This window comes from Pseudonocardia kunmingensis (assembly GCF_006716445.1).
In the GTDB taxonomy this organism is placed as follows: Bacteria; Actinomycetota; Actinomycetes; order Mycobacteriales; family Pseudonocardiaceae; genus Pseudonocardia; species Pseudonocardia kunmingensis.
On the sequence record NZ_VFPA01000004.1, the window covers coordinates 417,132 to 443,962 of the forward strand.

The 26,831-nt window shown below is 73.8% G+C and carries 21 protein-coding genes; 9 read left to right on the forward strand and 12 right to left on the reverse strand.

Going from position 1 to position 26,831, the window contains the following annotated elements:
- Window positions 1–72: 72 nt before the first annotated feature.
- Window positions 73–981, forward strand: coding sequence for an ABC transporter ATP-binding protein (locus tag FB558_RS31765; protein WP_246106900.1), 909 nt, complete (start codon window positions 73–75; stop codon window positions 979–981).
- A complete protein-coding gene (locus FB558_RS31770; protein WP_142059888.1) occupies window positions 978–2,168 on the forward strand; it encodes an ABC transporter permease in 1,191 nt (396 codons plus the stop codon). The genes FB558_RS31765 and FB558_RS31770 overlap by 4 nt, the downstream gene beginning before the upstream one ends.
- 19 nt (window positions 2,169–2,187) lie before the next feature.
- Here the strand turns inward: FB558_RS31770 and FB558_RS31775 are convergent, their stop codons facing one another.
- The 5 genes from FB558_RS31775 to FB558_RS31795 form a co-directional block, all read right to left on the reverse strand.
- The gene (locus FB558_RS31775; RefSeq protein ID WP_142059890.1) at window positions 2,188–2,793 is read right to left on the reverse strand and encodes a sunset domain-containing protein; all 606 of its coding nucleotides are present in this window, start codon (window positions 2,791–2,793) and stop codon (window positions 2,188–2,190) included.
- Window positions 2,794–2,868: 75 nt separating this feature from the next.
- A complete protein-coding gene (locus FB558_RS31780) occupies window positions 2,869–4,239 on the reverse strand; it encodes a cryptochrome/photolyase family protein (RefSeq protein ID WP_142059892.1) in 1,371 nt (456 codons plus the stop codon).
- 113 nt (window positions 4,240–4,352) lie between these two features.
- Entirely contained in the window at window positions 4,353–5,654 is a 1,302-nt protein-coding gene (locus tag FB558_RS31785; RefSeq protein ID WP_142059894.1) for a citrate synthase, read from the reverse strand.
- 137 nt (window positions 5,655–5,791) lie between these two features.
- The gene (locus tag FB558_RS31790; RefSeq protein WP_142059896.1) at window positions 5,792–7,171 is read right to left on the reverse strand and encodes an MFS transporter; all 1,380 of its coding nucleotides are present in this window, start codon (window positions 7,169–7,171) and stop codon (window positions 5,792–5,794) included.
- A gap of 64 nt (window positions 7,172–7,235) precedes the next feature.
- Window positions 7,236–7,931 carry a TIGR03086 family metal-binding protein gene (locus FB558_RS31795; protein WP_142059898.1) on the reverse strand — a complete coding sequence of 232 codons (696 nt, stop codon included), beginning with the start codon at window positions 7,929–7,931 and terminating at the stop codon, window positions 7,236–7,238.
- A 99-nt stretch (window positions 7,932–8,030) separates the two neighbouring features.
- Here FB558_RS31795 and FB558_RS31800 point away from each other — a divergent pair, with 99 nt between their 5' ends.
- Window positions 8,031–9,029: an RNA polymerase subunit sigma-70 gene (locus tag FB558_RS31800; protein WP_142059900.1), complete on the forward strand. Its 999-nt coding sequence runs from the start codon at window positions 8,031–8,033 to the stop codon at window positions 9,027–9,029.
- A gap of 20 nt (window positions 9,030–9,049) precedes the next feature.
- On the opposite strand, the gene pdxH is transcribed toward FB558_RS31800, so the two are convergent.
- Window positions 9,050–9,703, reverse strand: coding sequence for a pyridoxamine 5'-phosphate oxidase (gene pdxH, locus FB558_RS31805; RefSeq protein ID WP_142059903.1), 654 nt, complete (start codon window positions 9,701–9,703; stop codon window positions 9,050–9,052).
- A gap of 187 nt (window positions 9,704–9,890) precedes the next feature.
- Between pdxH and FB558_RS31810 the strand changes: the two genes are divergently transcribed.
- Window positions 9,891–11,054 (forward strand): citrate synthase 2, encoded by a 1,164-nt coding sequence (locus FB558_RS31810; protein ID WP_142059905.1) that lies wholly within the window; start codon window positions 9,891–9,893, stop codon window positions 11,052–11,054.
- A gap of 62 nt (window positions 11,055–11,116) precedes the next feature.
- On the opposite strand, the gene FB558_RS31815 is transcribed toward FB558_RS31810, so the two are convergent.
- The gene (locus FB558_RS31815; protein WP_142059907.1) at window positions 11,117–12,403 is read right to left on the reverse strand and encodes an MFS transporter; all 1,287 of its coding nucleotides are present in this window, start codon (window positions 12,401–12,403) and stop codon (window positions 11,117–11,119) included.
- Between the two features lie 59 nt (window positions 12,404–12,462).
- Here FB558_RS31815 and FB558_RS31820 point away from each other — a divergent pair, with 59 nt between their 5' ends.
- The gene (locus FB558_RS31820) at window positions 12,463–13,434 is read left to right on the forward strand and encodes a GlxA family transcriptional regulator (RefSeq protein WP_142059909.1); all 972 of its coding nucleotides are present in this window, start codon (window positions 12,463–12,465) and stop codon (window positions 13,432–13,434) included.
- A 1-nt stretch (window position 13,435) separates the two neighbouring features.
- On the opposite strand, the gene FB558_RS31825 is transcribed toward FB558_RS31820, so the two are convergent.
- From FB558_RS31825 to FB558_RS31845, 5 genes are all read right to left on the reverse strand, one after another.
- A complete protein-coding gene (locus FB558_RS31825; protein ID WP_142059911.1) occupies window positions 13,436–15,193 on the reverse strand; it encodes a DUF7847 domain-containing protein in 1,758 nt (585 codons plus the stop codon).
- A 106-nt stretch (window positions 15,194–15,299) separates the two neighbouring features.
- Window positions 15,300–18,404, reverse strand: coding sequence for a glycoside hydrolase family 38 N-terminal domain-containing protein (locus FB558_RS31830; protein ID WP_142059913.1), 3,105 nt, complete (start codon window positions 18,402–18,404; stop codon window positions 15,300–15,302).
- Window positions 18,405–18,421: 17 nt separating this feature from the next.
- On the reverse strand, window positions 18,422–19,231 hold the full coding sequence (locus tag FB558_RS31835; RefSeq protein ID WP_142059915.1) for a carbohydrate ABC transporter permease: 810 nt from the start codon (window positions 19,229–19,231) through the stop codon (window positions 18,422–18,424).
- 9 nt (window positions 19,232–19,240) lie between these two features.
- Window positions 19,241–20,167, reverse strand: a complete 927-nt coding sequence (locus FB558_RS31840; protein WP_211366994.1) for a carbohydrate ABC transporter permease — start codon at window positions 20,165–20,167, stop codon at window positions 19,241–19,243.
- The gene (locus FB558_RS31845) at window positions 20,164–21,468 is read right to left on the reverse strand and encodes an ABC transporter substrate-binding protein (protein ID WP_142059919.1); all 1,305 of its coding nucleotides are present in this window, start codon (window positions 21,466–21,468) and stop codon (window positions 20,164–20,166) included. The genes FB558_RS31840 and FB558_RS31845 overlap by 4 nt, the downstream gene beginning before the upstream one ends.
- 119 nt (window positions 21,469–21,587) lie before the next feature.
- On the opposite strand from FB558_RS31845, the gene FB558_RS44120 reads away from it, so the two are divergent.
- The 4 genes from FB558_RS44120 (at window position 21,588) to serC (ending at window position 26,603) form a co-directional block, all read left to right on the forward strand.
- Window positions 21,588–23,279 carry a class I mannose-6-phosphate isomerase gene (locus FB558_RS44120; RefSeq protein WP_211366995.1) on the forward strand — a complete coding sequence of 564 codons (1,692 nt, stop codon included), beginning with the start codon at window positions 21,588–21,590 and terminating at the stop codon, window positions 23,277–23,279.
- The gene (locus tag FB558_RS44125; protein WP_211366996.1) at window positions 23,276–24,145 is read left to right on the forward strand and encodes an ROK family protein; all 870 of its coding nucleotides are present in this window, start codon (window positions 23,276–23,278) and stop codon (window positions 24,143–24,145) included. Before FB558_RS44120 ends, FB558_RS44125 begins: the two co-directional genes overlap by 4 nt.
- 5 nt (window positions 24,146–24,150) lie before the next feature.
- A complete protein-coding gene (locus FB558_RS31855; protein ID WP_142060565.1) occupies window positions 24,151–25,167 on the forward strand; it encodes a LacI family DNA-binding transcriptional regulator in 1,017 nt (338 codons plus the stop codon).
- A 299-nt stretch (window positions 25,168–25,466) separates the two neighbouring features.
- A complete protein-coding gene (gene serC / locus FB558_RS31860) occupies window positions 25,467–26,603 on the forward strand; it encodes a phosphoserine transaminase (RefSeq protein WP_142059921.1) in 1,137 nt (378 codons plus the stop codon).
- The last annotated feature ends 228 nt before the right edge of the window (window positions 26,604–26,831 follow it).

The window sequence follows — 26,831 nt, forward strand, 5'->3', positions numbered from 1 at the left end:
CCGCAACAGCTGGGAACCCGGCCCCGACCCGCCCGATCCGTCCGATCACGCAGGTCACTAGGGTCGGAAGACGTGCTGGACGTCGCGCGGATCACCAAGCGGTTCGGGGCCCGGCACGCGCTCTCCGAGGTCTCGTTCACGGTCGAGCCCGGCGAGGTGTTCGGCTTCGTCGGCAGCAACGGGGCCGGGAAGACCACGACGATGCGGATCGTGCTCGGCGTGCTCACGGCCGACGCGGGCGAGGTGCGGTGGCAGGGCCGCCCGGTCGACGCCGAGCTGCGGCGCCGCATCGGGTACATGCCCGAGGAGCGCGGGCTCTACCCGAAGATGAAGGTCGGCGACCAGCTGCGCTACCTGGCACGGCTGCACGGGCTGCCCAGGGCGGAGGCCGGCGCCGCCGTCACGCGGTGGACCGAGCAGCTCGGGGTCGGCGGGCGCCTGGGCGATGAGGTGCAGAAGCTCTCGCTCGGCAACCAGCAGCGGGTGCAGCTCTGCGCGGCGCTCGTGCACGACCCGGAGGTGCTGGTCCTCGACGAACCGTTCTCCGGACTCGACCCCACGGCCGTCGAGGTGATGAGCGGCGTGCTGCGCGCCAAGGCCGACGCGGGCGTCCCGGTGATCTTCTCCAGCCACCAGCTCGAGCTCGTCGAGCGGCTGTGCGACCGGATCGGGATCATCGCCGACGGGCGGATGGTCGCCGTCGGGAGCGTGACCGAGCTGCGGGAACGCGACGGCGCCTCGGCCGTGCTCGACGTCCACGGGCCGCCTGCCGGATGGGCCGCCGGCCTGCCGGGCGTCGAGGTGCTCGGCGGTGACGGGTCGCAGCACACGCGGGTGCGGCTGGCGCCGGACACCGACGACCAGACCGTGCTGCGGGCGGCGCTCGCCGCCGGCCCCGTACGGGAGTTCCGGCGCTGGCGGCCACCGCTCACCGAGCTCTACCGCGACGTCGTGCAGGCCGGCCCGGTGGCCGCGCCGTGAGCGCGCCGCTCCCCGCCCGTCGCGCCGTCCTGCTCGTCGCGCGACGCGAGTTCGTCACCCAGGTCCGCTCGCGCAGCTTCCTGATCGGTCTCGTCGTCACGCTGGTCTTCTTCGGCGGCATGTTCCTGCTCGGCGCCTACATCAGCGGGCAGACCTCGGGCCACACCCTCGGGGTGACACCGCAGGCCGCACCGCTGCAGCCCGCGCTGGAACGCACCGCAGCGCAGCAGGGGGTGGACCTGACCCTCCGCGAGGTCGAGGAGGACACCGGCCGCGACGAGCTGCGCGGCGACGACCTCGACGCCCTGCTCACCGGCGCGCCCGGCTCCTACGGCATCGTCGGGCTCGACTCGGTCGACTCCGACCTGGAGGCCCTCGTCGGCGCCGCGGTCGAGCAGGACGCGCTCACCTCGGCACTGACCAGGGCCGGTGTCGACCCGGCGCAGGTCGCGGCGCGCAGCACGCTCGCCACCGCGACGCTCGAACCGCCCGACAGCGGGCGCGGGCAGCGGCTCGCCGTCGCCTTCGTCGGCACGTTCCTGCTGTTCTTCTCCCTCAGCGGCTACGGCAGCCTCGTCGCCACGGGCGTGGTCGAGGAGAAGCAGAGCCGCGTGGTGGAGCTGCTGCTCGCCACGATCACGCCGTGGCAGCTGCTGGCCGGGAAGGTCCTCGGCCTCGGCGCGGTGGGGCTGCTGCAGCTGGTGATCCTCAGCGGCATCAGCGCGGTCGGCGCGGGCGCGGCCGGCCTGCTCGCGCTGCCCGCGGCCGCCGCGGGCATGTTCGTGATGGTCGTGCTGTGGTACCTGCTCGGGTTCTTCCTCTACGCGTCGCTGTACGCCGCGGTCGGATCCACCGTGTCGCGGCAGGAGGAGCTGCAGTCGGTCGTGGCGCCGCTGATCTTCCTGCTACTGATCCCGTTCGTCCTCACGCTCAACCTGTTGCCGAACGACCCGCGCAACGGGCTCGCCACCGTCCTGTCGTTCATCCCGTTCTTCTCCCAGACCGTGATGCCCGCCCGCTACGCGCTGGGCGTCGCCTCGCTCGGGGAGGTGCTGGTGGCGGCCGTGATCGCGCTGCTCACCGTCGTCGTCGTGGTGCGGCTGGCCGGACGCGTGTACCAGAACTCGGTGCTGCGCACCGGGGCCCGCGTGAGCCTCCGCGAGGCCTTGACCGCGAAGTCACCCTGACCACCGCGACCACGACCGCTCAACGCCTGCGCGGCGTCCACTCCGTGAAGCCCGCGGCACGGGCGTCGTCGGCCGTGCGGAACCAGTACTCGGCCCTGGTGCGCCCGTAGTACGGGCTCTCCGGCGTGTGGAACAGCATCGAGCCGGCGTTGCCCTTGATCGTGTACTCCGGGCCGGGCGCGGAGCCGTCGGGCCGGGCGGCCACGGCGGCGCGCGGCCTGCCGTCCTGGGCCGGGGCCGCGGCATCCGGGGCCGCGGCATCCGGGGCAGCGGCGCGCGGACGGGGCGACGGCCGCCTGGTGGCGGTGGCCGCGGCCGGTGCCGCTCCCGGCACCGGCGCCGCCACGGGGGTCGGGCGCGCATCCGGCGCAGGGGCGTTCGTGGAGGCAGGTCCGGCACCGTTGCCGTCCGACGCTCGGCCAGGGGTCTGCGGAGCACTGTCCGTGCCGGGGAGCCGCCACTCCGCCCCGGCGCCGGCCGGACGCGGCGGCGGCCATCCGGTGCCGATGTCGGCGGCAGCGGCCGCCCGCCGTGAACGGATGATCCACGCGGCGCAGCCCAGCAGCGCCGCGAGCAGCAACCAGCGCCCGCGACGACCGCGGCGCCCCTCCCCCTTGCCGGCCAAGGTGCTCCCCCTCCCTCGGTGGATGCTCACGAAGGGTAAGCCTTGGGTTCACGGAGCGCGATCGCGGGCGTGGGATCAGCCACGCGCCTGCGTCACCTGCTGGTAGCGGGCCAGCGCCTCCTGCCGCTCGGCGGCGTGGTCGACGATCGGCTCGGGGTAACCGCGGGGCACCCCGTCCGGCAGCCGCCACGGCTGGTGCACCGCCTTGCCCGGCACGTCCCGCAGCTCCGGGACGAAGCGGCGCACGTACTCGCCGTCGGGGTCGAACCGCTCGCCCTGCGTCACCGGGTTGAACACGCGGAAGTAGGGCGCCGGGTCGGTGCCGCTGCCCGCCGTCCACTGCCAGCCGTGCTGGTTGGAGGCCAGGTCACCGTCGACGAGCAGGCCCATGAAGTGCCGCGCACCCCACTGCCACGGCAGGTGCAGGTCCTTGACCAGGAAGCTCGCCACGATCATCCGGACGCGGTTGTGCATCCACGCCTGCGCCCGCAGCTGCCGCATCCCGGCGTCGACGATCGGGAAGCCGGTGCGTCCGGCGCACCAGGCCGCGAAGCGATCGCGGGCCGCGGCGCCCGATGCCAGCGGGAGAGCGTCGAACGCGCGGTCGTGGTTGCGGCGGGCCGAGTCGGGGCGGTGCAGCAGCACGTCGGCGTAGAACTCCCGCCACGCGATCTCGTTGCGGAAGGTGCCCGCCGACTCCGAGCGCCGCGACGCGAGGTCCGCGAGCAGCGTGCGCGGGTGGATCTCGCCGTACTTGAGGTGCACCGACAGCCGGGACGTGCGGTCGCGGTCGGGGCGGTTGCGGTCCGAGCCGTAGTCCTGCACACCGTCGTCGAGGAACGCGTGCCAACGCCGCAGTGCGGCCTCCTCCCCGGCCTCGGGCAGCACGGCGTCGACCGCGTCGTCGTCCGGGATCCCGTCGCCCGCCTGCGGGTGCAGCCAGCGGACGGTCGAGGCATCCGTGTCGGCCGGGCCGCGCCAGCCGTGGTCGGTCCAGGCCCTGCGGAACGGCGAGTACACGCGGAACGGCGTGCCGTCGGCCTTGCGGACCCGACCCGGCGCGACCGCGTAGGGCGAGCCGGTGCGCACCAGCGCCCGGCCGTCGTCCGCGAGCGACTTCTCGACCGCCTCGTCCCGGCGCCGCCCGTACGGGCCGAAGTCCGCCGCGACGTGCACGGTGGCCGCGCCGCAGCCGGCGGCGACGCGCGGCACCACGTCGGCGGGATCGCCGCGCACGACGAGCAGCCGCCCACCGAGCGCGGCGTCGAGCGCGCGCAGGCTGCGGAACAGGTAGGTGCGGCGGGCGGCCCCTGACGGGCCCAGCAGCGCCGGGTCCAGCACGAACAGCGCGAGCGCGCACGGTGCGGCGTCGGCGGCGGCCAGGAACGTGGGCTGGTCGCGCACCCGCAGGTCGCGCCGGAACCACACGACGGCGGATTCCGTCATGGCTCGACGCTAACGGCGGCCCCGTGGCAGCGCGCGCCGAACGGCCCTCGACGACGAACGGCACTCTCGTCGGTACCTAGCCGACGAGAGTGCCGTTCGTCAGTGGTTCGTCCTCAGCGCTTGCCCATGGGCACGTACGGACGCTCGGTCGCGCCCACGTAGAGCTGCCGCGGGCGGCCGATCTTCGTGCTCGGGTCGTTGATCATCTCGCGCCAGTGCGCGATCCAGCCGGGCAGGCGGCCGAGCGCGAACAGCACGGTGAACATCTTCACCGGGAAGCCCATGGCCCGGTAGATGACACCGGTGTAGAAGTCGACGTTCGGGTAGAGCTTGCGCTCGATGAAGTAGTCGTCGGCCAGCGCGCGCTCCTCGAGGGCCTTGGCGATGTCGAGCAGCTGGTCGCTCACGCCGAGCTTCTTGAGGATCTCGTCCGCGCTCTGCTTGACGATCTTCGCGCGCGGGTCGTAGTTCTTGTAGACGCGGTGCCCGAAGCCCATGAGCCGGGCGCCCTTCTCGCGGTTCTTGACCCGCTCGACGAACGCGTCGACGTTGCCGTCCTCGACGTCGCGGATGCGCTGCAGCATCTCCAGCACGGCCTGGTTCGCGCCACCGTGCAGCGGGCCGAACAGGGCGTTGATGCCGGCGGAGATGCTGGCGAAGAGGTTGGCCTGCGACGAGCCGACCATCCGGACCGTGGACGTCGAGCAGTTCTGCTCGTGGTCGGCGTGCAGGATCAGCAGCACGTCGAGGGCGCGGGCGAAGTCGGGGTCGACCTCGTAGGGCTCGGCGGGGAAGCCGAAGGTCATCCGGAGGAAGTTCTCGACCAGCCCGAGCGAGTTGTCCGGGTACAGGAACGGCTGGCCCACCGACTTCTTGTAGGCGTACGCCGCGATCGTCGGCACCTTGGCCAGCAGCCGGACGGTGGACAGCTCCACCGCGTCCTCGTCGAACGGGTCGAGGCTGTCCTGGTAGAAGGTCGACAGCGCGCTGACGGCGCTGGAGAGCACCGGCATCGGGTGCGCGTCGCGCGGGAAGCCCTCGAAGAACCGTTTCAGGTCCTCGTGCAGCAGCGTGTGCCGGCTGACCCGGTTGGTGAAGGCGTCGAGCTCGGCCTGCGTCGGCAGCTCCCCGTAGATCAGCAGGTAGCTGGTCTCGAGGAAGGTCGAGCTCTGGGCGAGCTGGTCGATCGGGTACCCGCGGTAGCGCAGGATGCCCGCGTCACCGTCGATGTAGGTGATCGCCGAGCTGCAGGCCGCCGTGCTGCCGAAGCCGGAGTCGAGCGTGACCAACCCGGTCGACGGCAGCAGCTTCCCGACGTCGAACGCGGATGCGCCCTCGGTGGCGGCGTGGATCTCCATCTCGTAGTCGCCGCCAGGGTGGTGCAGGACGGCGGTGCTGGTGGTGTCGTCGGCCATGTGGAGGTTCCCTCACACTCTTGTCTTCCGTGGTTGGCCGCAACGCTAGTGCTCGAAACGGCCGTTGTGCCGGTCGAAGCATGACTCGTTCGTCACGGCGCCACCCCCGGGCAACCTGGCCCGACACCGGGAGCCACTCAGTGGGCGGCCCGGTAGCGCCAGAAGATCGGGAAGGCCGCCACCACGACCACCGCGCCGACCACCACCGCCACACCGCCCACCGACGCGGCGACACCGGGCCCCCACCACTCCGCGGCGGGACCGTGCCAGAGGTCGGCCACCCGGGGCCCGCCCGCGACCACGACCCCGAACACGCCCTGCATCCGCCCGCGCATCTCGTCGGTCGCGACGCTCTGCAGGATCGACATCCGGTACACGCTGCTGATGACGTCGCCTGCGCCGGCGATCGCGAGGAAGAGCACGGCGAGCCACAGCGAGCTGGTGAGCCCGAAGAGGGCGACGCCCACGCCCCACGTGCAGATCGCGAGCGTCACGGCGACGCCCTGGCGCCGCACCCGGTGCAGCAGGCCCGTGAACAGCCCGGCGGCCACCATCCCGAGGGGGATCGCGGCGAACAGCAGGCCCATCGCGAACCCGCCGCCCGGTGGGTCGCCGTACACCGTCTGGGAGATCTCGGGGAACACCGCGCGGGGCATGCCGAACGCCATCGCCACGATGTCGATCAGGAACGACACCAGCAGCACCGCGTGCAGCGCGGCGTAGCGGAAGCCGTCGACGATCTCCCGCAGGCCCGCGCGCCTCCGCGCGCCGGTCCCCGCGGGCGGCACGGCGGGCAGCCGCCAGGTGGCCCAGAGTGTGGCGAGCAGCGCGATCGCGTCGAGCAGGTAGAGCGTCGGGAGCCCGATCACCGGGATCAGCACGCCCGCGAGCAGCGGCCCGGCGATGGCACCGACCTGGAACACCGTCATGTTCAGCGCGTTCGCCGCCGGGAGCTGGTCGGCGGGCAGCAGCCGCGGGATGACGGCGTTGCGCGCCGGTTGGTTGATCGCGAGGAACGCGGTCTGGACGGCGAACAGCACGAGCACCAGCCAGACCCCGCCTGCGCCGCTCGCGGCCGTGACCCAGAGCGCCAGCGACGAGAGCGCGATCCCGCCGCCGCTGAACAGCAGCAGCGTGCGCCGGTCGACGGCGTCGGCGATCGCGCCGCCCCAGAGCCCGAAGACGACCAGCGGCACCAGCCCGAACAGCCCCGTCAGGCCGACGTAGGCCGAGGACCCGGTGAGCTCGTAGATCTGCGCGGGCACCGCGACGACCGACAGCTGCGCGCCGATCACCGTGACGATGCCGGCCGTCCACAGCCGCCGGTAGGCCGGCGTGCGCAACGGCCGGGTGTCGGTGAGGACGCCGCGCACGGCCCGGGCGATGCGCCGGGTCGCGGGCTCCGCGCCGGCCGTCGGATGGGTCGGGGCGTCCGGCCCCCCGGTGAGGCGGCCGGTCCGCTCGTCCCGACGAGCCCGGTTCGGGCGGGTGGGCCCCTCCGGACCGGACGTCGTCATACGACTACGACTACCACCCCGGATGCCCGGACCACCGCTCCGTTCCGGGCCCGAGTGCCCGCCCTCACGGCCGAACGGGACGAACCACCCCAGCGCGATACCCGCGGAGGCCGCGCGCCGGGGTCTCACTGTCGGCGGGTCGGGGTCCCGGCGCGCGTGATCCCTGGCCGACGGTCCGACCCAGCAGCGCCGCGAGCCTGTCGATCTGTGGGGCGAGGTCGGACACCGGCTGTGGAGGCGCGAACGGGGACTGCTCCGGCGGGACGTCCGCGAGCTTGACGCGGGTGAACCCCACCGCGCGCTCGGCGACGTCGTCGGGGAACCGGGGCCGCCCGCCGCCGGCCGCCTGCGCGAGGTCCCAGCCGTGCACCAGCTCCTCCACGATGCGCAGGTGGACCGCGACGATGCCGGGCACGGGTCCGACGGGCACCTCGAAGGTCCGTCCGAGCACACCGGGCCGCCCGAACGCGGCGAGCAGGTCGCGCGCGGCGTCCCCGTAGGCCCCCGCGGGATCGTCGCCGAGCGCGTCGGCGGACCCGGGATCCAGCGCACCCGCGGTGACGGCCGCCTCGCCGCGGAGGATCCCGGCGAAGAGGCGGTGACCGAGCACCATGTGGTCGACCAGCGCGCGCACGTCCCACTCCGGGCACGGGGTGGGCGCGCTCCACCGGTCGTCCCGGACGGCGCCCACCAGCTCGCCGACGATGCCGAGTACCTCCGCGAGATCGTCGAGGCGAGCCCGTTCGGTGCTGTCGTTCATGATCGTTCCTCTCCGTGGACCGGTGTCCTCCGGTTGTCGAGACACCACCGGCCTCGGAAACGGAACGGTGCGATCTTCAAGTGGTGGGACGATCCCACGGTGTGCCAGGACGTGCTGGACCGCGCTCGACGAGGTGACGAGCACGCGTTCCGGGAGCTGACCGACCCCCACCGGCGCGAGCTGCACCTGCACTGCTACCGCATCCTCGGATCGCTCGCGGACGCCGAGGACGCCCTGCAGGAGACGCTGCTCGCGGCGTGGCGCGGACTGGACGGGTTCGAGGGCCGGGCGTCGCTGCGGGCCTGGCTGTACCGCATCGCCACCCACCGCTGCCTCAACGCGCTGCGCGACGCGGGGCGGCGCAGGCCACCCGAGCCGCAACCGCCCTTCGCCCCGCCCGAACCCACGCGCCGCACCGACGTGACCTGGCTGCAGCCGTATCCGGACCACCTGCTGGAGCAGGTGGCCGACACCGAGCCGGGGCCCGAGGCGCGGTACCGCTCCAAGGAGGCGGTCGAGCTGGCGTTCGTCGCCGGACTGCAGCACCTGCCGCCGCGCCAGACCGCCGTGCTCGTGCTGCGCGACGTGCTCGGCTTCTCCACCTCCGAGGTCGCGTCGATGCTGGACACCAGCACGACCGCCGTCAAGGGAACCCTGCAGCGCGCCCGTGCGCAGCTGCGGGCCCGCCCGAGCCCCGGGAGCGTGGTGCCGCCGGGCTCGCCGGGCGAGCGCGACCTGACGCAGCGCTTCGCCGCCGCGTTCACGGCGGGCGACGTCGAGGGCGTCGTCCGGCTGCTGACCGACGATGCGTGGCTGACCATGCCGCCCGCCCCGCACGAGTACCACGGCCGGGCGGCGATCGCGGATCTCCTCACCACGTTCACCGCCTGGCGCGGTCGCCGCCACCTCCGGCTGGTGGCCACCCGTGCCAACACGCACCCGGCCCTGGCCTGCTACCTCGCCCGGCCCGCCGAGCCGACCGCACATCCAGCGGGCCTGCTCGTCCTCCGCCCGGACGGTGACCGGATCGGCGCCGTGACGTGGTTCCTCGGCCACGGGCTGACCCGGTGGTTCGGCCTGCCCCCGACGGTCCCGTGACCCGCCCGGGGATGTCGCGGTCAGGGGGCCAGGCGGCGGATGCGCCAGGTGCGGTCGTGCGTGTCGAGCTCGAAGCGCAGGCGGTCGTGCATCCGGTTGCTGCGGCCCTGCCAGAACTCGACCTGCTCCGGCACGATCCGCCAGCCGCCCCAGTGCGGTGGAGCAGGCACGGCCTCCTCGTCGGCGAACCGGTGCGTGGCGGTGGCGAGCGCGTCGTCGAGCACGCGGCGGTCGCGCACCTCCACCGACTGCGCGGACGCCCACGCCCCCAGCTGGGAACCGCGGGGGCGGGTGGCCCAGTACGCGGCGTTCTCGGCCGGCGTGACCAGCTCGACGGTGCCGCGCACGTGCACCTGCCGGTGCTGGGCGTACCAGGGGAAGGTGGCCGACGCGTACCGCGTGGCCCGCAGCTGGTGGCTCTTCGCCGAGGTGTAGTTCGTGTAGAAGACGACGCCGCGCGCGTCGAGCCCCTTGCACAGCACGGTGCGCGAGGTCGGCCTGCCGTCCTCGCCCGCGGTGGCGAGCACCATCGCGTTGGGCTCCGCGACGCCGTCGGTGATCGCCTCGTCCAGCCACCGCGCCAGCTGCTCGTGCCACGTCGGGGCGAGGTCGCCCACGTCGAGTTCGTCGGTCCGCACGTAGTCCACACGCATCGTCGCCAGCCGCTCTGCCATCGACGCCTCCCCGGGTAGCCGACCCACCACGCTATGTGTCCCGCACCCCGATCAACACCCCCGGTGACAGATCACACCCGGTCGCCGGTGTTGCACCGCGGTGGGAGCCGGTGCAGGGTGCACCCAACCACGCCGCCGATCACGGGGTGGTCATCTGCCGCACACCGGCCACGACGAGGAGGACGCGGTGACCACTGCGCCGGCCGATCCCGGAGCCGACCGGAGCGAGGGCGCGCCGCCCCCGCCACCCCCCGGGTTCGTCCCGGGCCTGGAGGGGCAGGTCGCCTTCCGGACGCAGATCGCCGAGCCCGACAAGGACGGCGGCTCGCTGCGCTACCGGGGCGTCGACATCGAGGACCTCGTCGGGCAGGTGACGTTCGGCAACGTCTGGGCGCTGCTCGTCGACGGCCGGTTCGGGCCGGGGCTGCCGCCCGCCGAACCGTTCCCCATCCCCGTGCACTCCGGCGACGTCCGGGTGGACGTGCAGGCCGCGCTCGCGATGCTGGCCCCGTACTGGGGCTACCGGCCGCTGCTCGACATCGGCGACGAGGAGGCCCGCGACCAGCTGGCCCGGGCGTCGGTGATGGCGCTCTCGTACGTGGCGCAGTCCGCGCGCGGGATCGCGGTGCCCGCGGTGCCGCAGGCGCGCATCGACGAGTGCACGACGATCACCGAGCGGTTCATGACGCGCTGGCGCGGCGAGCCGGACCCGGCGCACATCCGGGCGGTGGACGCGTACTGGGTCTCCGCCGCCGAGCACGGCATGAACGCCTCCACGTTCACCGCGCGCGTCATCGCCTCGACCGGTGCCGACGTCGCCGCCTCGCTGTCCGGCGCGATCGGCGCCATGTCCGGCCCGCTGCACGGCGGCGCGCCGGCGCGGGTGCTGCCGATGATCGAGGAGGTCGAGCGGACCGGCGACCCCGAGGGCCTGGTGAAGGGCATCCTCGACCGCAAGGAGCGCCTGATGGGCTTCGGGCACCGGGTCTACCGGGCCGAGGACCCGCGCGCCCGCGTGCTGCGCCGCACCTGCCGCGAGCTCGGGGCGTCGCGCTTCGAGGCGGCCGCCGCGCTCGAGCAGGCGGCCCTGTCCGAGCTGCGCTCCCGCCGCCCCGACCACCGCATCGAGACCAACGTCGAGTTCTGGGCGGCCGTGATCCTGGACTTCGCCGAGGTGCCGCCGCACATGATGCCCGCGATGTTCACGAGCGCCCGCACGGCGGGCTGGTCGGCGCACGTCATGGAGCAGAAGCGCGAGGGCAAACTGGTGCGCCCGAGCGCCCAGTACATCGGCCCCGGCCCGAGGCGCCCGGAAGAGGTCGAGGGCTGGGCGGACATCCGCCACGCGTAACGAACGGCACTTTCGTCGCTTCCTAGCCGACGAAAGTGCCGTTCGTCCGGCAGGGGAATGCGTCACCCCGAGTAGCTCGCCCTCCGGATCCGGCCGCGGACCAGCAACGAGAGCAGCCCGGCCGCCATGCACAGGGCGCCGCCGGTGTACCAGGCCATGTCGTAGGCGCCGAGCTCGTCGCGGACGATCCCGGCGCCCAGGGCCATCGCCGCCGCGCCGACCTGGTGCGAGGCGAACACCCACCCGAACACGACGGGCGCGGCCGCGCCGAACAGCTCGCGGCACAGCGCCATCGTGGGCGGGATCGTCGCCACCCAGTCGAGCCCGTAGAACACGATGAACGCCACCATGTTCGCCTGAATGTCCGGCCCGAACAGCGCGGGGAGGGCGAGCAGCGACAGGCCGCGCAGCACGTAGTAGACGAGCAGCAGGTAGCGCGGGTCGATGCGGTCGGTGAGCCAGCCGGACGCGATGGTGCCGACCACGTCGAAGATCCCGACGAGCGCCAGCAGCCCGGCGGCGACCGTCTGCGGCATCCCGTGGTCGTGCGCGGCCGGCACGAAGTGCGGCTGGATCAGTCCCATCGTGGTGGCGCCGCAGATCATCATGCCTGCGGCCAGGTACCAGAACCCCTTGGTGCGGGCCGCCGCGGCGAGCGTGCGCAGCGCCATGCGGGCCGCCCCGCTGCGCACCGGGTCGACGTCGTCGGCCGCGGTGCCGCCGTAGGGCGTCACGCCCACGTCCCGCGGCCGGTCCCGCAGCAGCCACATCACGAACGGCGCGACGGCCAGCGCCGCCACCGCGACGGCCAGCGAGGCCGGGCGCCAGCCGTAGCCCTCGGCGAGCTGCGACACCAGCGGGAGGAACACCAGGCCACCCGCCGCGCCGCCCGCGGTCAGCACGCCGGACACCAGGCCGCGCCGGGCCACGAACCAGCGGCCCGTCACGGTGGCGACGAGCGCGAGCGCCATCGACCCGGTGCCCAGACCGACCAGCACGCCCCAGCACAGGATCAGCTGCCAGCTCTGCGTCATGAAGACCGTCAGGCCGCTGCCCGCCGCCACGACGACCAGCGCCGCCGTCACGACGCGCCGGATGCCGAAGCGCTCCATCAGCGCGGCCGCGAACGGTGCGGTGAGCCCGTAGAGCGCCATGTTCACTGCCGCGGCGAGCGAGATCGTGGAGATCGACCAGCCGAACTCGTCGTGCAGCGGGTTCATCAGGACGCCGGGCACCGCCCGGAAGCCGGCGGCCCCGACGAGGGCCAGGAAGGTCACGGCGGCGACCCACCACGCCGGGTGGATGCGCGGCACGCGCGCGGTGCGGAGCTCGGTCACGTCCGGCAGCATCGCCGCCCGCATACCCCTGCAACAGTGGCCCGAGGGCCAATACGTGAAAGAATCCGGCCATGACCGGGCTCCACGAGGTCGCCGTGCTCGCGCTTCCGGACGTGGTGGCGTTCGAGCTGGGCCTGCCCCACAAGCTGATCGGTACGGCCGTCGACGACGCGGAACGACGCCTCTACCGGGTGCGCTTCGCGACCCTGGACGGCGGCCCGGTGCGGACCTCGGCCGGGTACCAGGTGCTGCCCGAGCACGACGCCTCGATCCTGCGCACCGCCGACACCGTGGTCATCCCCGGGATCTACAGCGGCTCGGCGAAGGAGCGGGGCGTGCTGGAACCCGATCTCGCAGCCGCGCTGGACGGGCTGTCCGCGCGGATGGTCTCGATCTGCACGGGCGCGTTCGTGCTGGCCGCGGCCGGCCTGCTCGACGGGCGCCCGGCCACCACCCACTGGATGCACGCCGATGCGTTCCGCGCGCTGTTCCCGCAGGTGGCGCTGGACCCCGATGTGCTCTACGTCGACGACGGCGACGTGCTCACCTCGGCGGGCAACGCCGCGGGCATCGACCTGTGCCTGCACGTCGTACGCCGCGACCACGGCGCCACCGTGGCCAACCGCGTGGCCCGGCGCAGCGTCGTGGCGCCGTGGCGCGAGGGCGGCCAGTCGCAGTTCATGGAGCCCGCCCCGGACGCCGACGGCCCCGGCACCGCGCCCACCCGGGCCTGGGCGTTGGAGCGCCTCCGCGACCCGCTCACCCTCGCCGACCTCGCGGCCCACGCCGCCATGAGCGTGCGGACGTTCACGCGCCACTTCCGGGAGGAGACGGGCGTGAGCCCGGCCCGCTGGCTCACCACGCAGCGGGTGGCCGCCGCGCGGCGGCTGCTGGAGGGCACCGACCTCCCGGTGGAGCGGATCGCCGCCGAGTGCGGGTTCGGCACCACGGCCTCGCTGCGCCAGCACCTGCACGCCGCCATCGGCGTCGCGCCGCTCGCCTACCGGCGCACCTACCGCGGGGTGGAACCGGCAGGGGTGTGACCTACAAACCGACCCAGCGGGCCAGCTCGACGTCGAACCGCTCCCGCCGGATCCGCTGGTCGATGTAGAGCAGCCCGGTGACGCCGGTCGCGAACGGCACGGCGAACGTGCTGACCACGACCGTGCCGATGGCCGCCCCGACGATCGCGCCCGTGTCCTCGGGGTCGAGGCTGAACCCACCCAGCACGCCGACGCCCACGACCAGGGGTACGACCACCAGCAGCGCGGTGAGCAGCAGGACGCCGAACGTCCGCCACCAGACGCCGTGGACGAGCGCGCGGGAGCGTCCCAGCGCCGCCACGACGCCGATCGGCTCCAGGACGTAGGCCGCCGGTGCCAGCACCCACAGCACCGACAGGTAGCCCGCCGCCAGCACCGCGGCCAGGACCAGGACGAACGCCAGCGCGATGGCCTCACCGGACCCGGTGGCCGCGGCGATCAACGCAGGCACCACCCCGACCATCACGACCGCGCCGACGGCGATCCCGATCAGGACGGTCAGCCCGATCAGGCCCAGGAGCCGGGGAGCGACGGCGCGCCACGCGGCCGTGACGTCGATGTGCTGCCCGAGCACGGCCCGGCTCAGCGCGACCAGCAGCAGGCCGCTCAGGAGCGCGCTGAGCACGATCGCGACCAGCGCGCTCCCGAGCTGGCCCAGTGTCGCCGCGGCCAGCCCGGTGACCTGCCCCGAGGCCAGCGCGCCCGGATCGGGCTGCGGCAGCGCGAGGTCCACGACGAGCTGGACGAGCTGCGTGACGATCATGATCACGGCACTCGCGCCGAGCGTGAGCAGCGGGTTCGCCCGGATGTAGCCGACCGCCCCGGACAGCACGTCACCGACGCCGAGCGGGCGCAACGGCACGACGCCCGGCCGGGGGGCCGACGGCTCGGGGCCCGGTGCGCCGTACCCGGCCTGGGCGCCGTAGCCCGGGCCGCGGTACGGAGGTTGGCCGTAGCCCGGCTGCCCGTACCCCTGCTGCCCGTAACCGGACGGCCCGTAGCCCGGCTGCCAGGCGGCCTGGCCGTACCCGGACGGCCCGTGACCCGGCTGCCAGGGGGCCTCGCCGTAACCCGGCTGTCCGTAGGCGGCCTGTCCGTAGCCGGGCTGTCCATATCCGGGCTGTCCATAACCGGGCTGTCCGTACGCCGGCTGCCCATAACCCGGCTGCTCATAACCGGCCTGCCCGTAACCGGGCTGTCCATAGGCAGCCTGGCCATAGCCGGCCTGTCCGTGACCCGGCTGGCCGTGGCCGGGCTGCCCGGCGGGATTCTCGTACGCGGGCTGCACGAACTCGCCCGGCCCGTACCCGCCCGGCGCCGGGACCGTGTCCCGGATGGCGTCCGGTCCCGGAGACGCGTGCGCGGCCGTGACCGCGTCTTCCGCGTCGCCGGGTTCCGGAGCGGAGCGGGCTGACGCGTCACCGGCCGCCTCGCCGGCACCCGAGGCCGGGTCACCCGGCGTCGCGGCCGTGGGCGGCTCCTCGGCTGCTCGCGCACCGGCGTCCTCGCCGGCCGGGGTTCCGGTCGGCGCCTCCGGCGATCGGGCTCCGCCCGCCGTCGCCCCGGCGCCCGGGGTCGGCTCACCCGCCGCCGGCGGGTGCTCGGCCGCTCCGGCACCGGCTTCCTCGCCGGCTCGCGCCGGCTCCGGCCGCGCGTCCTCCTCGCGACCGCTCCCCGCGGCGTCGCCCGGCGCGTCTTCACGCGGGGCGGCGGGCGGGGTGCGGTCGGTCGGTTCCGGTCGCTCCTGTTCGTTCGACACGTGGGCCCCCTGAGATCAACGTCCTCCGCATCGTGTCAGCGATCGCCCGCCCGCGTGGGCGCCCCCCACAGAATCGATGCCGAAGTCCGTCCGCCGACCGGGCGTCCTACCGGTCAGGGGCCCGTTCCAGCAGCACACCGACGCTGCCCATGCGGGGCAGGTCGACCGTCAGCACCCCGTCGTCGACCGCCAGTGCCTCGCCGCGGTCGCCCAGGTACGTCGCGGTCCACGCCCCGGCCACCGGCACCCGCGCGCGGACGCGCAGCGCCACCGGCTCCTCGGCGTAGGACTGCAGCCGCAGCAGCACACCGGCCTGCGCGCTCGAGACCGAGACCAGCCGGACGCGGTCGTCGTCGAGCGCGAGCAGCGAACGCTCGGGCACCGCCTCGGCGGCGGGACCGGTGGCGAGCACGCCGTGCACCGGCTGGGTCAGGTCCGCGGCCGTCCGGATGCCGAGCCCCGACGCCGACAGCTCCTCGCCGGCACGGCGCACGCCCACCGCGTAGCGCACGGACGCGGTGAAGCCCTGCTGCGACGGGAAGTTGGTGTCCCAGACGTTGTTGTGCACCCACGAGTAGACGGTGCCGGGCTCGCGCGGCGTGGTGGAGTCCGGGAACGGCGCGTAGGGCAACGCGATCGTCTCCGGGTGCACGAGCGGGGCCTCGTCGGTGGCCCAGGCGACGGCGTGCTCCCCGTCGGCGACGCTCACCCAGTTGCGGATCGCCCGCATGTGCTGCGGGGCGCCCGGCACGTGCTCCAGCCCGTCGCCGGTGAGCGCGCCGGTGATCTCGTACCGGACCACCGGGTCGTCGGCCGCGAACGGGAAGGCGAAGAAGGCGCTCTCCTTCGTCATCGTGGCGGGCTTGGACAGCCGGTTCTCGATGTCCAGGCGCGCCTGGTCGCGGCCCAGCCGGAGGGTGGTGCGCGCCCAGCGCACGCCGTCGGCGGCGAACTCGTAGACCAGGCGCTGCTCCACACCGGTGTCGACGCGCTCGATGAAGGCGGCGGGCCGGGCGAGCGTGCGGCTGCCGAGCAGCTCCAGGTCCGGTGACACCGCGGTCTTGTTCGACTGGTGGTTGTAGCCGCCCGCCGTCGTGTAGGTGTCGTAGACGTAGGCGTTGAAGCCGACCACCGCGTCGGTGTTCACCAGCTCGCGGCCGGTGGCCAGCTCCTCGATCGAGGCGATGCAGGCCCGGGAGAGGTCGACGCGCACGCGCAGGTGCTCGTTCTGGATCACGAGCGGGTCCGGGTGCTCGGCCGCCACCGGCGCGGGCACCTCCGCCTCCCCGTCCGGCGACACCACGTCGAGCCGCACGTGGCCCAGCGGCGGCACGTCCGGCACGTGGACGGTCACGATCCGCCCGGCGTCGCGGTGGTTCGGGTTCTGCTGGCCGGCCACGGTGATCGGCAGCGGCTTGCCCGTGCGCCCGTCGCGCACCTCGATCGCGCGGTCCAGCGGCACCCGGCTCTCGCGGACGAACAGCCGCACGGTCGCGGTGCGCGGGAACGCGGCGGTGTTGGCGGCATAGAAGGTGACGACGGCGTCGCCGCTCTCCGGGAGGACCTCGCCGAGCCGGGCGGCGGCGTGGTCGGTGAACGTGGCGGCGTCGTCCTGGGCGTGCACGCCGTGGGCGTACTTCCAGTGCCACTGCTGCTCACCGGAGTCGAAGCCCTCGTCCCCGTCGGTCCACGGGTTGCCCGCGCCCCAGGTGTGCTCGTTGAACAGCGAGACCGACCGGTAGACGCGGTCGGAGTGCTCGGCCTCGTCGGCGAGCGCCTCGCCGCCGAGCAGCGCCGACATGCCGCTCATCGTCTGCGCCCCGGTGACCGCCGCCTGCGCCTTGCGGGTCATCGCCAGCGGGCGGGCACCGGATCCGACGCCCTCGACCCACCAGTCGCCCCAGTCGCCCTCGAACTCCTGGATCTGCCCGTCGAGGCGCTCCTCGGCGTCGCGGAAGAAGTCCTCGTTGCGCGAGAGCCGCAGCCGCGGGTACAGCCAGTTCTCGTTCCAGCGGGCCACCGTGTCGGCCATGATCAGCCGCGGCGGGGCGTTGTCGCCGAAGTGGCCCTGCACGCGCAGGTGCAGCACGTCCCACGGGTAGGGCTCGCGGTCGTGCACGGCGTCGCCGTGCCAGCCGAACATCCCCGGCGGGAACGGGTAGGGCTTGCTGGCCAGCGCCGTGAGGTAGGCCGGGAGCATCCCGTCCACCTCCTCGTAGGAGGTGTCGAAGCCCAGCACCGACCCCTCCATGTACGCGAGGCCGTGCGGGCTGTCGGTCATCCAGACCAGCACCGAGTTCCCGGCCGGGGAACGCCAGCGGAACAGCCGCGGCAGTTTCTGCCCACCGTTCAGGTGCGGCACCGAGCGACCCGCCCAGTTGTGGGCGACCGACAGGTAGCGCACCCCGACCTGCGCGAGCGCGTCCGGCAGGCCCGCGACCGTGCCGGGCACGTCGGTCTGCATCGCCGAGGTGAACTCGACCCCGTAGCGGTCGCGGACGGTCCGCGCGAGGCGCAGCAGCTCGTGCAGCTCGTCGGTGGAGCAGGTGTCGGTGTGCAGGTTGTAGGGCATCGCGGTGAGCTCGATCTGGCCCGCGCGCACGTAGTCGACGAACTCCTGCACGCGTTCCGGCGAGCGCGCCGCCACCCACTGCTCGAACGACCACAGCGACTCGACGGCCCAGCGGAACTTCGCCTCGTCGGGCCGGTCGGCCGTGGCCCGGACGAGGTCGAGGCAGGAGTCGAGGAACGCGACGTGCTCGGCGAGCACCGTGCCCTGCGGGTCGGTGTAGCCGATGTCGAGGTGGCTGTGGTGGACCAGGTGGATCGTCCACTCCCGCACCGGGGCCAGCGTCACGTCGATCGCGCCGTCGGCGTCCAGCGACGGGATCGTGAGCCGGAACGCGGCCGGCGCGTCGACCGCGGGCACCAGCAGGCGCAGCGACCCGGCCGGCCCGTCGACGCCCTCGGCCGCCACGGCCGAGCCGCCCTCCGTGTGCAGCTGCACGTCGCCCGCGCGCAGGTCGGCGAGCCCGTCCACCTCCACCCGGACCGCCTGGCGCCGGGGACCCCCGCGCAGCAGCTGCTCGCCGATCACGCGGACGGTGCGGCCGCCGAGCACGCCCCGGCCCGCGGCCGCGAAGTCGACCATCCCGGCCTTGGCCTTGTCGGCGGACCAGGGGGTGGCGGCGATGAGTGCCTTGGTCGTCATGGAGGAGGAGGAACCCTTCAGGAGGTGAGTTTCAGACTGCGGGTGAAGAAGCGCTGGAAGGCGAAGAACAGGACGACCGTGGGCAGCGATGCCACGAGCGCCCCCGCGAGCACGACGGGCGGCCCGATGTTCGAGTAGTTGCTGGTGAGGTCGGCCAGCGCGGCCATGGCGGGCCGGACGTTCGGGCTCGTCCCGAGCGTGATCCCGAACAGCATGTCGTTCCAGATCCAGGTGAACTGGAACAGGAACGCGGCCACCATCGCGCTGCGCACCAGTGGCAGGTGGATGGACAGGAACATCCGCAGCCAGCTCGCGCCGTCCAGGGCCGCGGCCTCGCGCATCTCGCGCGGGACGGTCGTCATGTAGTTGCGGACGACGAAGAACGCGAACGGCACCGCGAGCGCCGCGTAGATCAGCAGCATCCCGTACTGCGTGTCGTAAAGCGACGTCGTCGCGTACCCGTTGAACAGCGGCGCGAGGAACATCTGCAACGGCAGGATCGTGCCGACGTAGATCGCCCAGAACCACAGCGCCGGCCGTTTCACCGGCATCACCACCACCGCGAACGACGCCAGCGCGGCGACCACCACCGCGATCAGCGCACCGATGACGGCGTAGACGAGGCTGTTGAGCATCCCGGAGCCGACGTGGGCCGCGGTGAAGGCCTCGCCGACGTTGTCGAGGAACGCCCACGAGACGGGCCACCACGCGGGCGTGCCGGTGTAGTCGGCCGCCGCGGTGAAGGAGTTGACCACCAGCAGCCAGCTGGGTACCAGCCACAGCAGCGCGGTGGCCACGAGCACGACGTTCCTGACCGCACGTCCCATTCCCGCTCCTCAGTTCGCGCGCAGCTGGCGGCGCAGGTAGATCCAGGACACCGCGACGACGACCACGGTGAGCACCACCGCGACGGCCGCGCCGGAGCCGTAGCGGGCGAGCGTGAACGTCTCCCGGTACATGGTCAGCGCGAGCGTCTCCGAGGCGGTGCCCGGCCCGCCCTGGGTGAGCAGCCAGACGATGTCGAAGGTCTTCAGGCTGTTGACGACGGAGATGCCGACGACCACCACGGTGATCGGCCGCAGCTGGGGCAGCGTGATGTGCCAGAACAGCCGGAAACCGGTGGCCCCGTCGAGCTTCGCCGCCTCGATCGTCGACGGCGGGATCGCCTGCAGCCCGATCAGGAACAGGATCACGGCGACGCCGGTGCCCTGCCACGTGCTCGCCACGATCATGACGATGGTGTTGAGCGGCCACTCCAGCAGCCAGCCCTGCTCCATATCGGCGAGGCCGAGCGCGGCCAGCGCGGAGTTGAGCGCGCCGTCGTCGCGCAGCACGAACATCCAGACGACGGCGGTGGCCGCGCCGGACAGCGCGTAGGGCAGCACCAGGCTGAACCGGGCGAGCGCACCCCAGCGCACCTCGTGCGTGCCGACGGCGATCAGCAGGCCGATCAGCACCGGCAGGGCGAGCGTGCCGGCCACCCACATCAGCGTGTTGAGCAGCGTCTGGCCGAAGCCCGCGCTGGTGAACAGCGTGGCGTAGTTCTCCAGGCCGACGAAGGTGCGGGTGAAGCCGTTGTCGTCGAAGAAGCTGCGGTACGCCGTGTCCAGGAACGGCACGATCATCAGCACCGCGACGAGCGCGACCGCGGGTGCCAGGAACAGTGCGATCGCCAGCACGGACCGCGGGTCGCGCCGGGCCGCAGCGGTGGCGGGTGTGTGCGCCGGGCGCTCGACCTCGGCAGCAGGGGTCAGGACGGTCATGCTCGCCAGGCCTCCCATTCGGCGTCGGCGCGGTCCTGCATGTTCCGCAGCACGGTGATCCCGTTGTCGACGGTGGGCGTGACCATGAAGGCGCTCAGGTCGCGCACGTTGCCCTCGACCAGCACCGGCGGCGAGGCCTCCCAGTAGCGGGTGACCTCCCGCGGCCGGACCCGGGCGACGTCCTGGGCGAGGTCGGCCACGGCGCTGCCGGTGGGCAGCGCGGCCGGGTTCGCCGAGGCGTCGCCGAGCTGGTCCACCCAGGCCTGCTGCACGTCGGTGGCGAGCCAGTTCTCGGCGACCGCCATCGCCTGCTCGTGCTTGTGCGCGTTGGCCGAGACGCACAGCGCCGCACTCTCGACGACCACCGCCTGCTCCACCGCGGGATCCACCGGCGGCACCAGGAACATCCCGACGTCCGCGGGGCCGAGCCCGGCCTCGGTGTAGCTGTTGATGTTGAACGTGCCCCCGAGCATCATGCCGAGCGTGCCGTCGGCGAACTGGCCCGGGAAGCCCGAGCTGTCGGCGTCCGGCCCGGAGAACAGACCGTCGGCGTACATCCGGGCCCACAGCTCCATCGTGGCCGTCGCCGTGTCGTCCAGGTAGCTCGCGCGCCCCGCGGCGACGTCCTCGTAGAAGTCGGGGCTGTGGGCGATCAGCAGCTGGGTGAACCAGATGATCGACTCCCACGTCGACGCGCCGGGGGCCCCGATCGGCGTGATCCCCGCGTCGCGCAGGGTCCCGGCCACCTCGAGCAGCTCGGCGAAGGTGGTCGGCACCGCGACCCCCGCGGCCGCGAACGTCCGCCGGCTGAAGAACATCGGGTAGTAGGTCTTGTAGAGCGGCAGCGCGTAGGGGCGGCCGTCGAAGCTGAACGACGCCCGCATCGCGGGGTCGACCCAGCCCTGGGCCTGCGCGTGGTCCCAGGCCCCGGACAGGTCGCTGATGATCCCGCCGCGCGCGATGTCCTGCAGCCGGTAGCCGTTCCACCACTTGAAGAGGTCGGTGGTGGCGTCGGTCTGCGCGGACATCCGCACGATCTGCTGGTAGGTGCTCTGGTTCGGCACGGCGCGCACGGCGAGCCGGGAGCCGGTGCGCTGCTCGAGCACGGTGGAGGCGGCGTCGTAGGCGGCGGCCCAGGTGGCGACGTCGTTGTTGAGCGTGAGCACGTTGCCGGGCGCGGGGCGGGTGTAGGTGCCGCGTGCGCAGCCGGTGGCGAGGGCGAGCCCGCCGGCACCGACGAGGCCGAGCAGCGTGCGACGGGAGAGTCCGCGGGGGCGCGGGCAGGGCGGCCGATCGGTCATCGGGCCTCCGGTCGTCGGTGAACGGGTCGCACGGAAGGTATCGGTAACATCCCTGTTGAGCAAGATTCCTGGAGCAACCTAAGGTATCCGTATCTCGACCCGCTGTGTGAGGAGAACGGATGACCGGTCCCGGTTACGACCCGAGCCCGCGCTACCCCTCCGTCGGGGGCCCGGTGACCACCGGATGGGACGGGCCGGTCGCCGGGCTCCCGGCGGCGCCGCTCACCCTCGCCGTCGACGGCCCGGCCACCCAGGACTGGCCGCGGCTGGCCGCCGACCTGGCCGAGCACCTGCGCGCGCGCTTCCCGGGCGTCGAGGCCCTCGACACGGCCACGCTGTTCGCCCCATGGGAGACCGTCGTGGAGCGCACCACGTCGGCGGAGCTGCCCGACGACCCCGACTTCGCCCGCCTCGCCGAGGGCACCCTCGCCGACCTGCTCGACGCGTCCGAACACCCGGAACCTCCTGCCGAGGGCGTGCTCCTGGTCCACGGGCCGGGCGCGGCGCTGCTGCCCCACGACGTGCTCTGGTACGCCGACCGGCCCAAGCGATGCGCGGAGGCCGAGATCACCGCGGGCACCGGGCGCAACCTCGGCCAGCGCACCGGCGCCGGCACCACCCGCCGGCTGTTCTACGTGGACTGGCCCCTGCTCGACCGCCACCGCGACGCCCTGCTGGCCCGCGTCGACCGCTGGGTCGACGTGCAGGACCCCGACGTGCCCGCGTCCGTCGACGGCGCCACGCTGCGGCGCACGGCCGCCGACCTGGCCGCCCGCCCGTTCCGCACCCGGCCGTTCTTCAACTCCACCTCGTGGGGCGGGCACTGGGCCCAGCAGGAGCTCGGCGTCAACCCGGACGCTCCCAGCACGGCGCTGGGCTACGAGCTCATCGCGCCGGAGAGCGGCGTGCTGCTCGGGGACGGCCCCGAGGCGCAGGTCGAGATCCCGTTCGCGGCCGTGGTGGCGCTGCACCCCACCGAGGTGCTCGGCGCGGACGTCCACGAGCGGTTCGGCACCTCGTTCCCGGTGCGCTTCGACTACCTCGACACCGTCGGCGGCGGCAGCCTGTCGGTGCACTGCCACCCGCAGCCGGAGTACATGTCGACGGTCTTCGGCTGGCCCTACACCCAGCACGAGACCTACTACGTGATGGAGACCAGCGGCGGGCGCTCGATCTACCTGGGCCTGCACGAGGACGTCGACGTCGAGGCGTTCCACGCCGAGGCGCACGCCGCGGCGCACGAAGCCGTGCCGTTCGACATCACCGACCACGTCCAGGAACACCCGGCCACGGCGCACCAGCTCTACCTCGTGCCCGCGGGCACCCCGCACGGCAGCGGCGAGGGCAACGTGGTCCTGGAGATCAGCGCCACGCCCTACCTGTACTCCCTGCGGTTCTACGACTGGCTGCGCCGCGACGCCGCGGGCCGGCAGCGACCCGTGCACGTCGGGCACGCCTTCCGCAACCTCGACACCACCCGCCAGGGCAAGGCCGTGCACGAGCAGCTCATCCAGGACGCCCGGCCGCAGCGCGCGGGCGAGGGGTGGCGCGAGGAGCTGATCGGCGCGCTGCCCGAGATGTTCTTCGAGGTCCGCAGGCTCGCCCTGGACGCGGGCGCGAGCGCCCCCGTGCGAACGGGCGGGAGCTTCCACGTGTGGACGGTCGTCGAGGGCGAGGCCGCCGTGTTCTCCGCGGGCGGGCGCACCCACCGGCTGGCCTACGCCGAGACGATGGTGGTGCCCGCCGCCGTCGGCGGCTACACGGTCGAGGCCGCGGGCCGGACCCGGCTCGTGCAGGCTCTCGTGCCGTGACCCCCGTTCCGGCGCTGGAGATCGGCGGGACCCACGTGTCCGCCGCCCTGCTCGCGCCGCCGTGGTCGCCCGGGCCCGTGCACCGCTCCCCCGTCCGCGCGCACGGCACGGCCGCGCAGATCGTGGAGGACCTGCTGCGCTGCGCCGCGGCGCTCGGGCCGCAGCCGGGCGCGCGGTGGGGCGTCGCGATCCCGGGGCCGTTCGACTACGCCGCCGGGATCGGCCGGTTCACCGGCGTCGGCAAGTTCGACGCCCTGCGCGGGTTCGCCCTCGGCGACGCCCTCACCCGCGAGCTCGGCGCGGCGGAGGTGGTGTTCCTCAACGACGCCGCCGCGTTCGGCATCGGCGAGTGGCGGGCCGGCACCACGTGCGGGCACGACCGCGCCCTGGTCCTGACGCTGGGCACCGGCGTCGGCAGCTGCTTCCTCGACCGCGGCACCCCCGTCGGGGAGGGCCCCGACGTGCCGCCCGAGGGCCGGGCCGACCTGCTCACGATCGACGGGGCGCCGCTGGAGGACACGGTCTCGCGACGCGCGCTGCTGGCCCGCGCGGACGCTGCGCCGGGCGTCGACGTTCGCGACCTCGCCGAGCGCGCCCTGGCGGGCGACGCGACCGCGCGAGCGCTGTTCACCGACGCCTTCACGGCCCTCGGCCACGCCCTGGCACCCTGGGTCCGGCGCTTCGGCACCTCCCTCGTGGTCGTCGGCGGGGCGATCGCGGCATCATGGGACCTGGTGGCCGCCCCGCTGCGCGCGGGCCTGTCCGACGACCGGGCCGAGGTCCCGGTGGTCCCGGCGTCCTCGGCGCACGCGGGCCTCGTCGGCGCCGCCTGGTGGGCGCAGCGGTCGGGAGGAGGGACGTCGTGACGTCGATGGCGGCCGGCCGGGCACCGACGCCCACGATGCGCGACGTGGCCGCGCACGCCGCGGTGAGCCCGATGACGGTGTCGCGCACCCTGCGCGGCGACCCCCGCGTGTCCCCGGAGATGCGCGCCCGCGTGCTCGCCTCGGTGGAGGCACTGCGCTACCGCCGCAACGACCTCGCCCGCGGTCTGCGCACCGGGCGCTCCAGCGGCCTGCTCGGGCTCGTCGTCACCAACCTCTCGAACCCGTTCTACTCCGAGCTGGCGCTCGGCGTGGAGAGCCTCGCCTCCGCGGGCGGCATGCGGGTGGTCATCGGCAACACCGGCGGCGACCTCGACCGGGAGCGGCAGCTCGTCGACGACATGGCCTCGCGCCGCGTCGACGGGATCATCGTGGTGCCCGCGGGCAACGACCACGCCCACCTCGACCCCGCCGTGCTGCACGGGCTCCCCGTCGTGCTCGCCACCCGCCCGCCGTCCGGGCTCGACGTCGACTGCGTCGTCGTCGACGACTTCGGCGGCAGCCGTCGCGCCACCGCCGCCCTGGTCGCGCAGGGTCACCGCCGCATCGGTTTCCTCGGCCTCGGCCGGTCACTCTGGACGGGTGCGGAACGCCTGCGCGGCCACTGCGCCGCCCTCGAGGAGGCCGGCCTCGCCGTCGAGGACGCACTGCTGCGCAGCGTGCCGCCGGACGCGGGGGCGGCCGAGGCCGTCGCGCTGGAGCTGCTGGGCTCCGCCGACCCGCCCACGGCGCTGTTCGCGGCCAACAACCGCAACACCGTCGGCGCGTACCGGGCGATCGCGGAGAGCGGCTCGGCCGCCGCCCTGGCCGGCTTCGACGACGTCCCGCTGGCCGACCTGTTCGCCGCCCCGATCAGCGTGGTCACCTACGACACCGGCGAGGTCGGGCGGCGCGCCGCGGAACTCCTGCTCGACCGCATCGCCGACGAGGCCCCGCCGACCCACCCCCGCCTGGTCACGATCGCGACGACCCTCAAGGACTACCGCCCCCTGCGCCCGAGCTGACCTCGCACACCGACTCCTGCGCTGCCACACCGACTGCAGTCGGTGCGCGACGGCAGGAATCGGTGTGCGACCGGCCGGACGGCCGCGGGGCGATCGGCGAACACGCCGGCCGCGCGCGAGGTCGACTGGGCTCGCACACCGACTCCTGCGCTGCCACACCGACTGCAGTCGGTGTGCGAGGGCAGAAGTCGGTGTGCGACCGGTCGGATGGCCGCGGGGCCTGGATTCGCCCAGTTCACGACCCGGACGTGAGGACCCACACCCCGGCGGCGCGGGCCGCGGCTGCGACACTGGGGGCCGTGACCGCTTCGACGTCCACCGACCTCCAGATCCCCGCCGACCTCAAGCCCGCCGACGGCCGCTTCGGCTGCGGGCCGTCCAAGGTCCGGCCGGAGCAGCTCACCGCCCTCGCCGGGGCAGGTGCGGCGATCATGGGTACGTCTCACCGCCAGAAGCCGGTGAAGTCGCTGGTCGGGCGGGTGCGCACCGGGCTGCGCGAGCTGTTCTCGCTGCCCGAGGGCTACGAGGTCGTGCTCGGCAACGGCGGGTCCACGGCGTTCTGGGACGCCGCCGCGTTCGGCCTGGTGCGCGAGCGCGCGCTGCACCTGACCTACGGGGAGTTCTCCTCGAAGTTCGCCGACTCCACGCGCGGCGCCCCGTTCCTCGCCGACCCGGTCGTGGTCTCCTCCGAGCCGGGCACCGCGCCGGAACCGACCACCGACCCGTCCTGCGACGTGCTGGCGTGGGCGCACAACGAGACCTCGACCGGCGTGTCGGTGCCGGTGGTGCGGCCCGACGGCGCGACCGCGGACCAGCTCGTGCTGATCGACGCCACCTCGGGCGCCGCGGGTCTCCCGGTCGACGTCAGCCAGGCCGACGCCTACTACTTCGCCCCGCAGAAGGGCTTCGCCTCCGACGGCGGGCTGTGGGCCGCCCTGATGAGCCCGGCCGCGCTGGAGCGGGTGCAGGAGCTCGCCGGGTCCGACCGGTGGATCCCGCCGTTCCTCTCGCTCGCCACGGCCGTCGACAACTCGGTCAAGGACCAGACCTACAACACCCCGGCGCTCGCCACGCTGTACCTGATGGCCGAGCAGATCGACTGGATGCTCGGCCTCGGCGGGCTCGACGCCTGCGTCGCGCGCACCGCCGACTCGTCGGGCCGGCTCTACGCCTGGGCCGAGAAGTCCGAGTTCGCCACGCCGTTCGTCGCCGATCCGGCCCACCGGTCGCAGGTCGTCGGCACGATCGACTTCGCCGACCGGGTCGACGCCGCCGCCGTCGCCAAGACGCTGCGCGCGAACGGCATCGTCGACACCGAGCCGTACCGCAAGCTGGGGCGCAACCAGCTGCGCATCGGCATGTTCCCGGCGGTCGAGCCCGCGGACGTCTCCGCCCTGACCGCATGCATCGACTGGGTCGTCGAGCGCCAGAGCTGACTCACGTCGTGAGTGGATACGAGTGCTGGTGCACTCGTATCCACTCACGGCCTGTGGCCACCACTGTTTGCGCTGCGTAGTCACACCAGTAACATGCGTCCCAGCTCAACCCTGCTGTCGTCGGCGCGCCGCACCGGGCAGGGGCCAGGTCGGGGGCACCGTGGCACGTCAGGTGCACCCTCGCGGTCCCGGCGCGCCTCCGACGCAGGGAGCGATCCGGCAACTACC

What these genes read in the sequence shown, in the direction of transcription:
- FB558_RS31855 (WP_142060565.1), top strand. Translation starts at nt 24,151, where the DNA reads ATGGCGGCCGGCCGGGCACCGACGCCCACGATGCGCGACGTGGCCGCG.
- FB558_RS31795 (WP_142059898.1), bottom strand. Translation starts at nt 7,931, where the DNA reads ATGAACGACAGCACCGAACGGGCTCGCCTCGACGATCTCGCGGAGGTA.
- FB558_RS31815 (WP_142059907.1), bottom strand. Translation starts at nt 12,403, where the DNA reads ATGCTGCCGGACGTGACCGAGCTCCGCACCGCGCGCGTGCCGCGCATC.
- FB558_RS31840 (WP_211366994.1), bottom strand. Translation starts at nt 20,167, where the DNA reads ATGACCGTCCTGACCCCTGCTGCCGAGGTCGAGCGCCCGGCGCACACA.
- FB558_RS31845 (WP_142059919.1), bottom strand. Translation starts at nt 21,468, where the DNA reads ATGACCGATCGGCCGCCCTGCCCGCGCCCCCGCGGACTCTCCCGTCGC.
- FB558_RS31785 (WP_142059894.1), bottom strand. Translation starts at nt 5,654, where the DNA reads ATGGCCGACGACACCACCAGCACCGCCGTCCTGCACCACCCTGGCGGC.
- FB558_RS44120 (WP_211366995.1), top strand. Translation starts at nt 21,588, where the DNA reads ATGACCGGTCCCGGTTACGACCCGAGCCCGCGCTACCCCTCCGTCGGG.
- pdxH (WP_142059903.1), bottom strand. Translation starts at nt 9,703, where the DNA reads ATGGCAGAGCGGCTGGCGACGATGCGTGTGGACTACGTGCGGACCGAC.
- FB558_RS31830 (WP_142059913.1), bottom strand. Translation starts at nt 18,404, where the DNA reads ATGACGACCAAGGCACTCATCGCCGCCACCCCCTGGTCCGCCGACAAG.
- FB558_RS31790 (WP_142059896.1), bottom strand. Translation starts at nt 7,171, where the DNA reads ATGACGACGTCCGGTCCGGAGGGGCCCACCCGCCCGAACCGGGCTCGT.
- FB558_RS31780 (WP_142059892.1), bottom strand. Translation starts at nt 4,239, where the DNA reads ATGACGGAATCCGCCGTCGTGTGGTTCCGGCGCGACCTGCGGGTGCGC.
- FB558_RS31820 (WP_142059909.1), top strand. Translation starts at nt 12,463, where the DNA reads ATGACCGGGCTCCACGAGGTCGCCGTGCTCGCGCTTCCGGACGTGGTG.
- FB558_RS31835 (WP_142059915.1), bottom strand. Translation starts at nt 19,231, where the DNA reads ATGGGACGTGCGGTCAGGAACGTCGTGCTCGTGGCCACCGCGCTGCTG.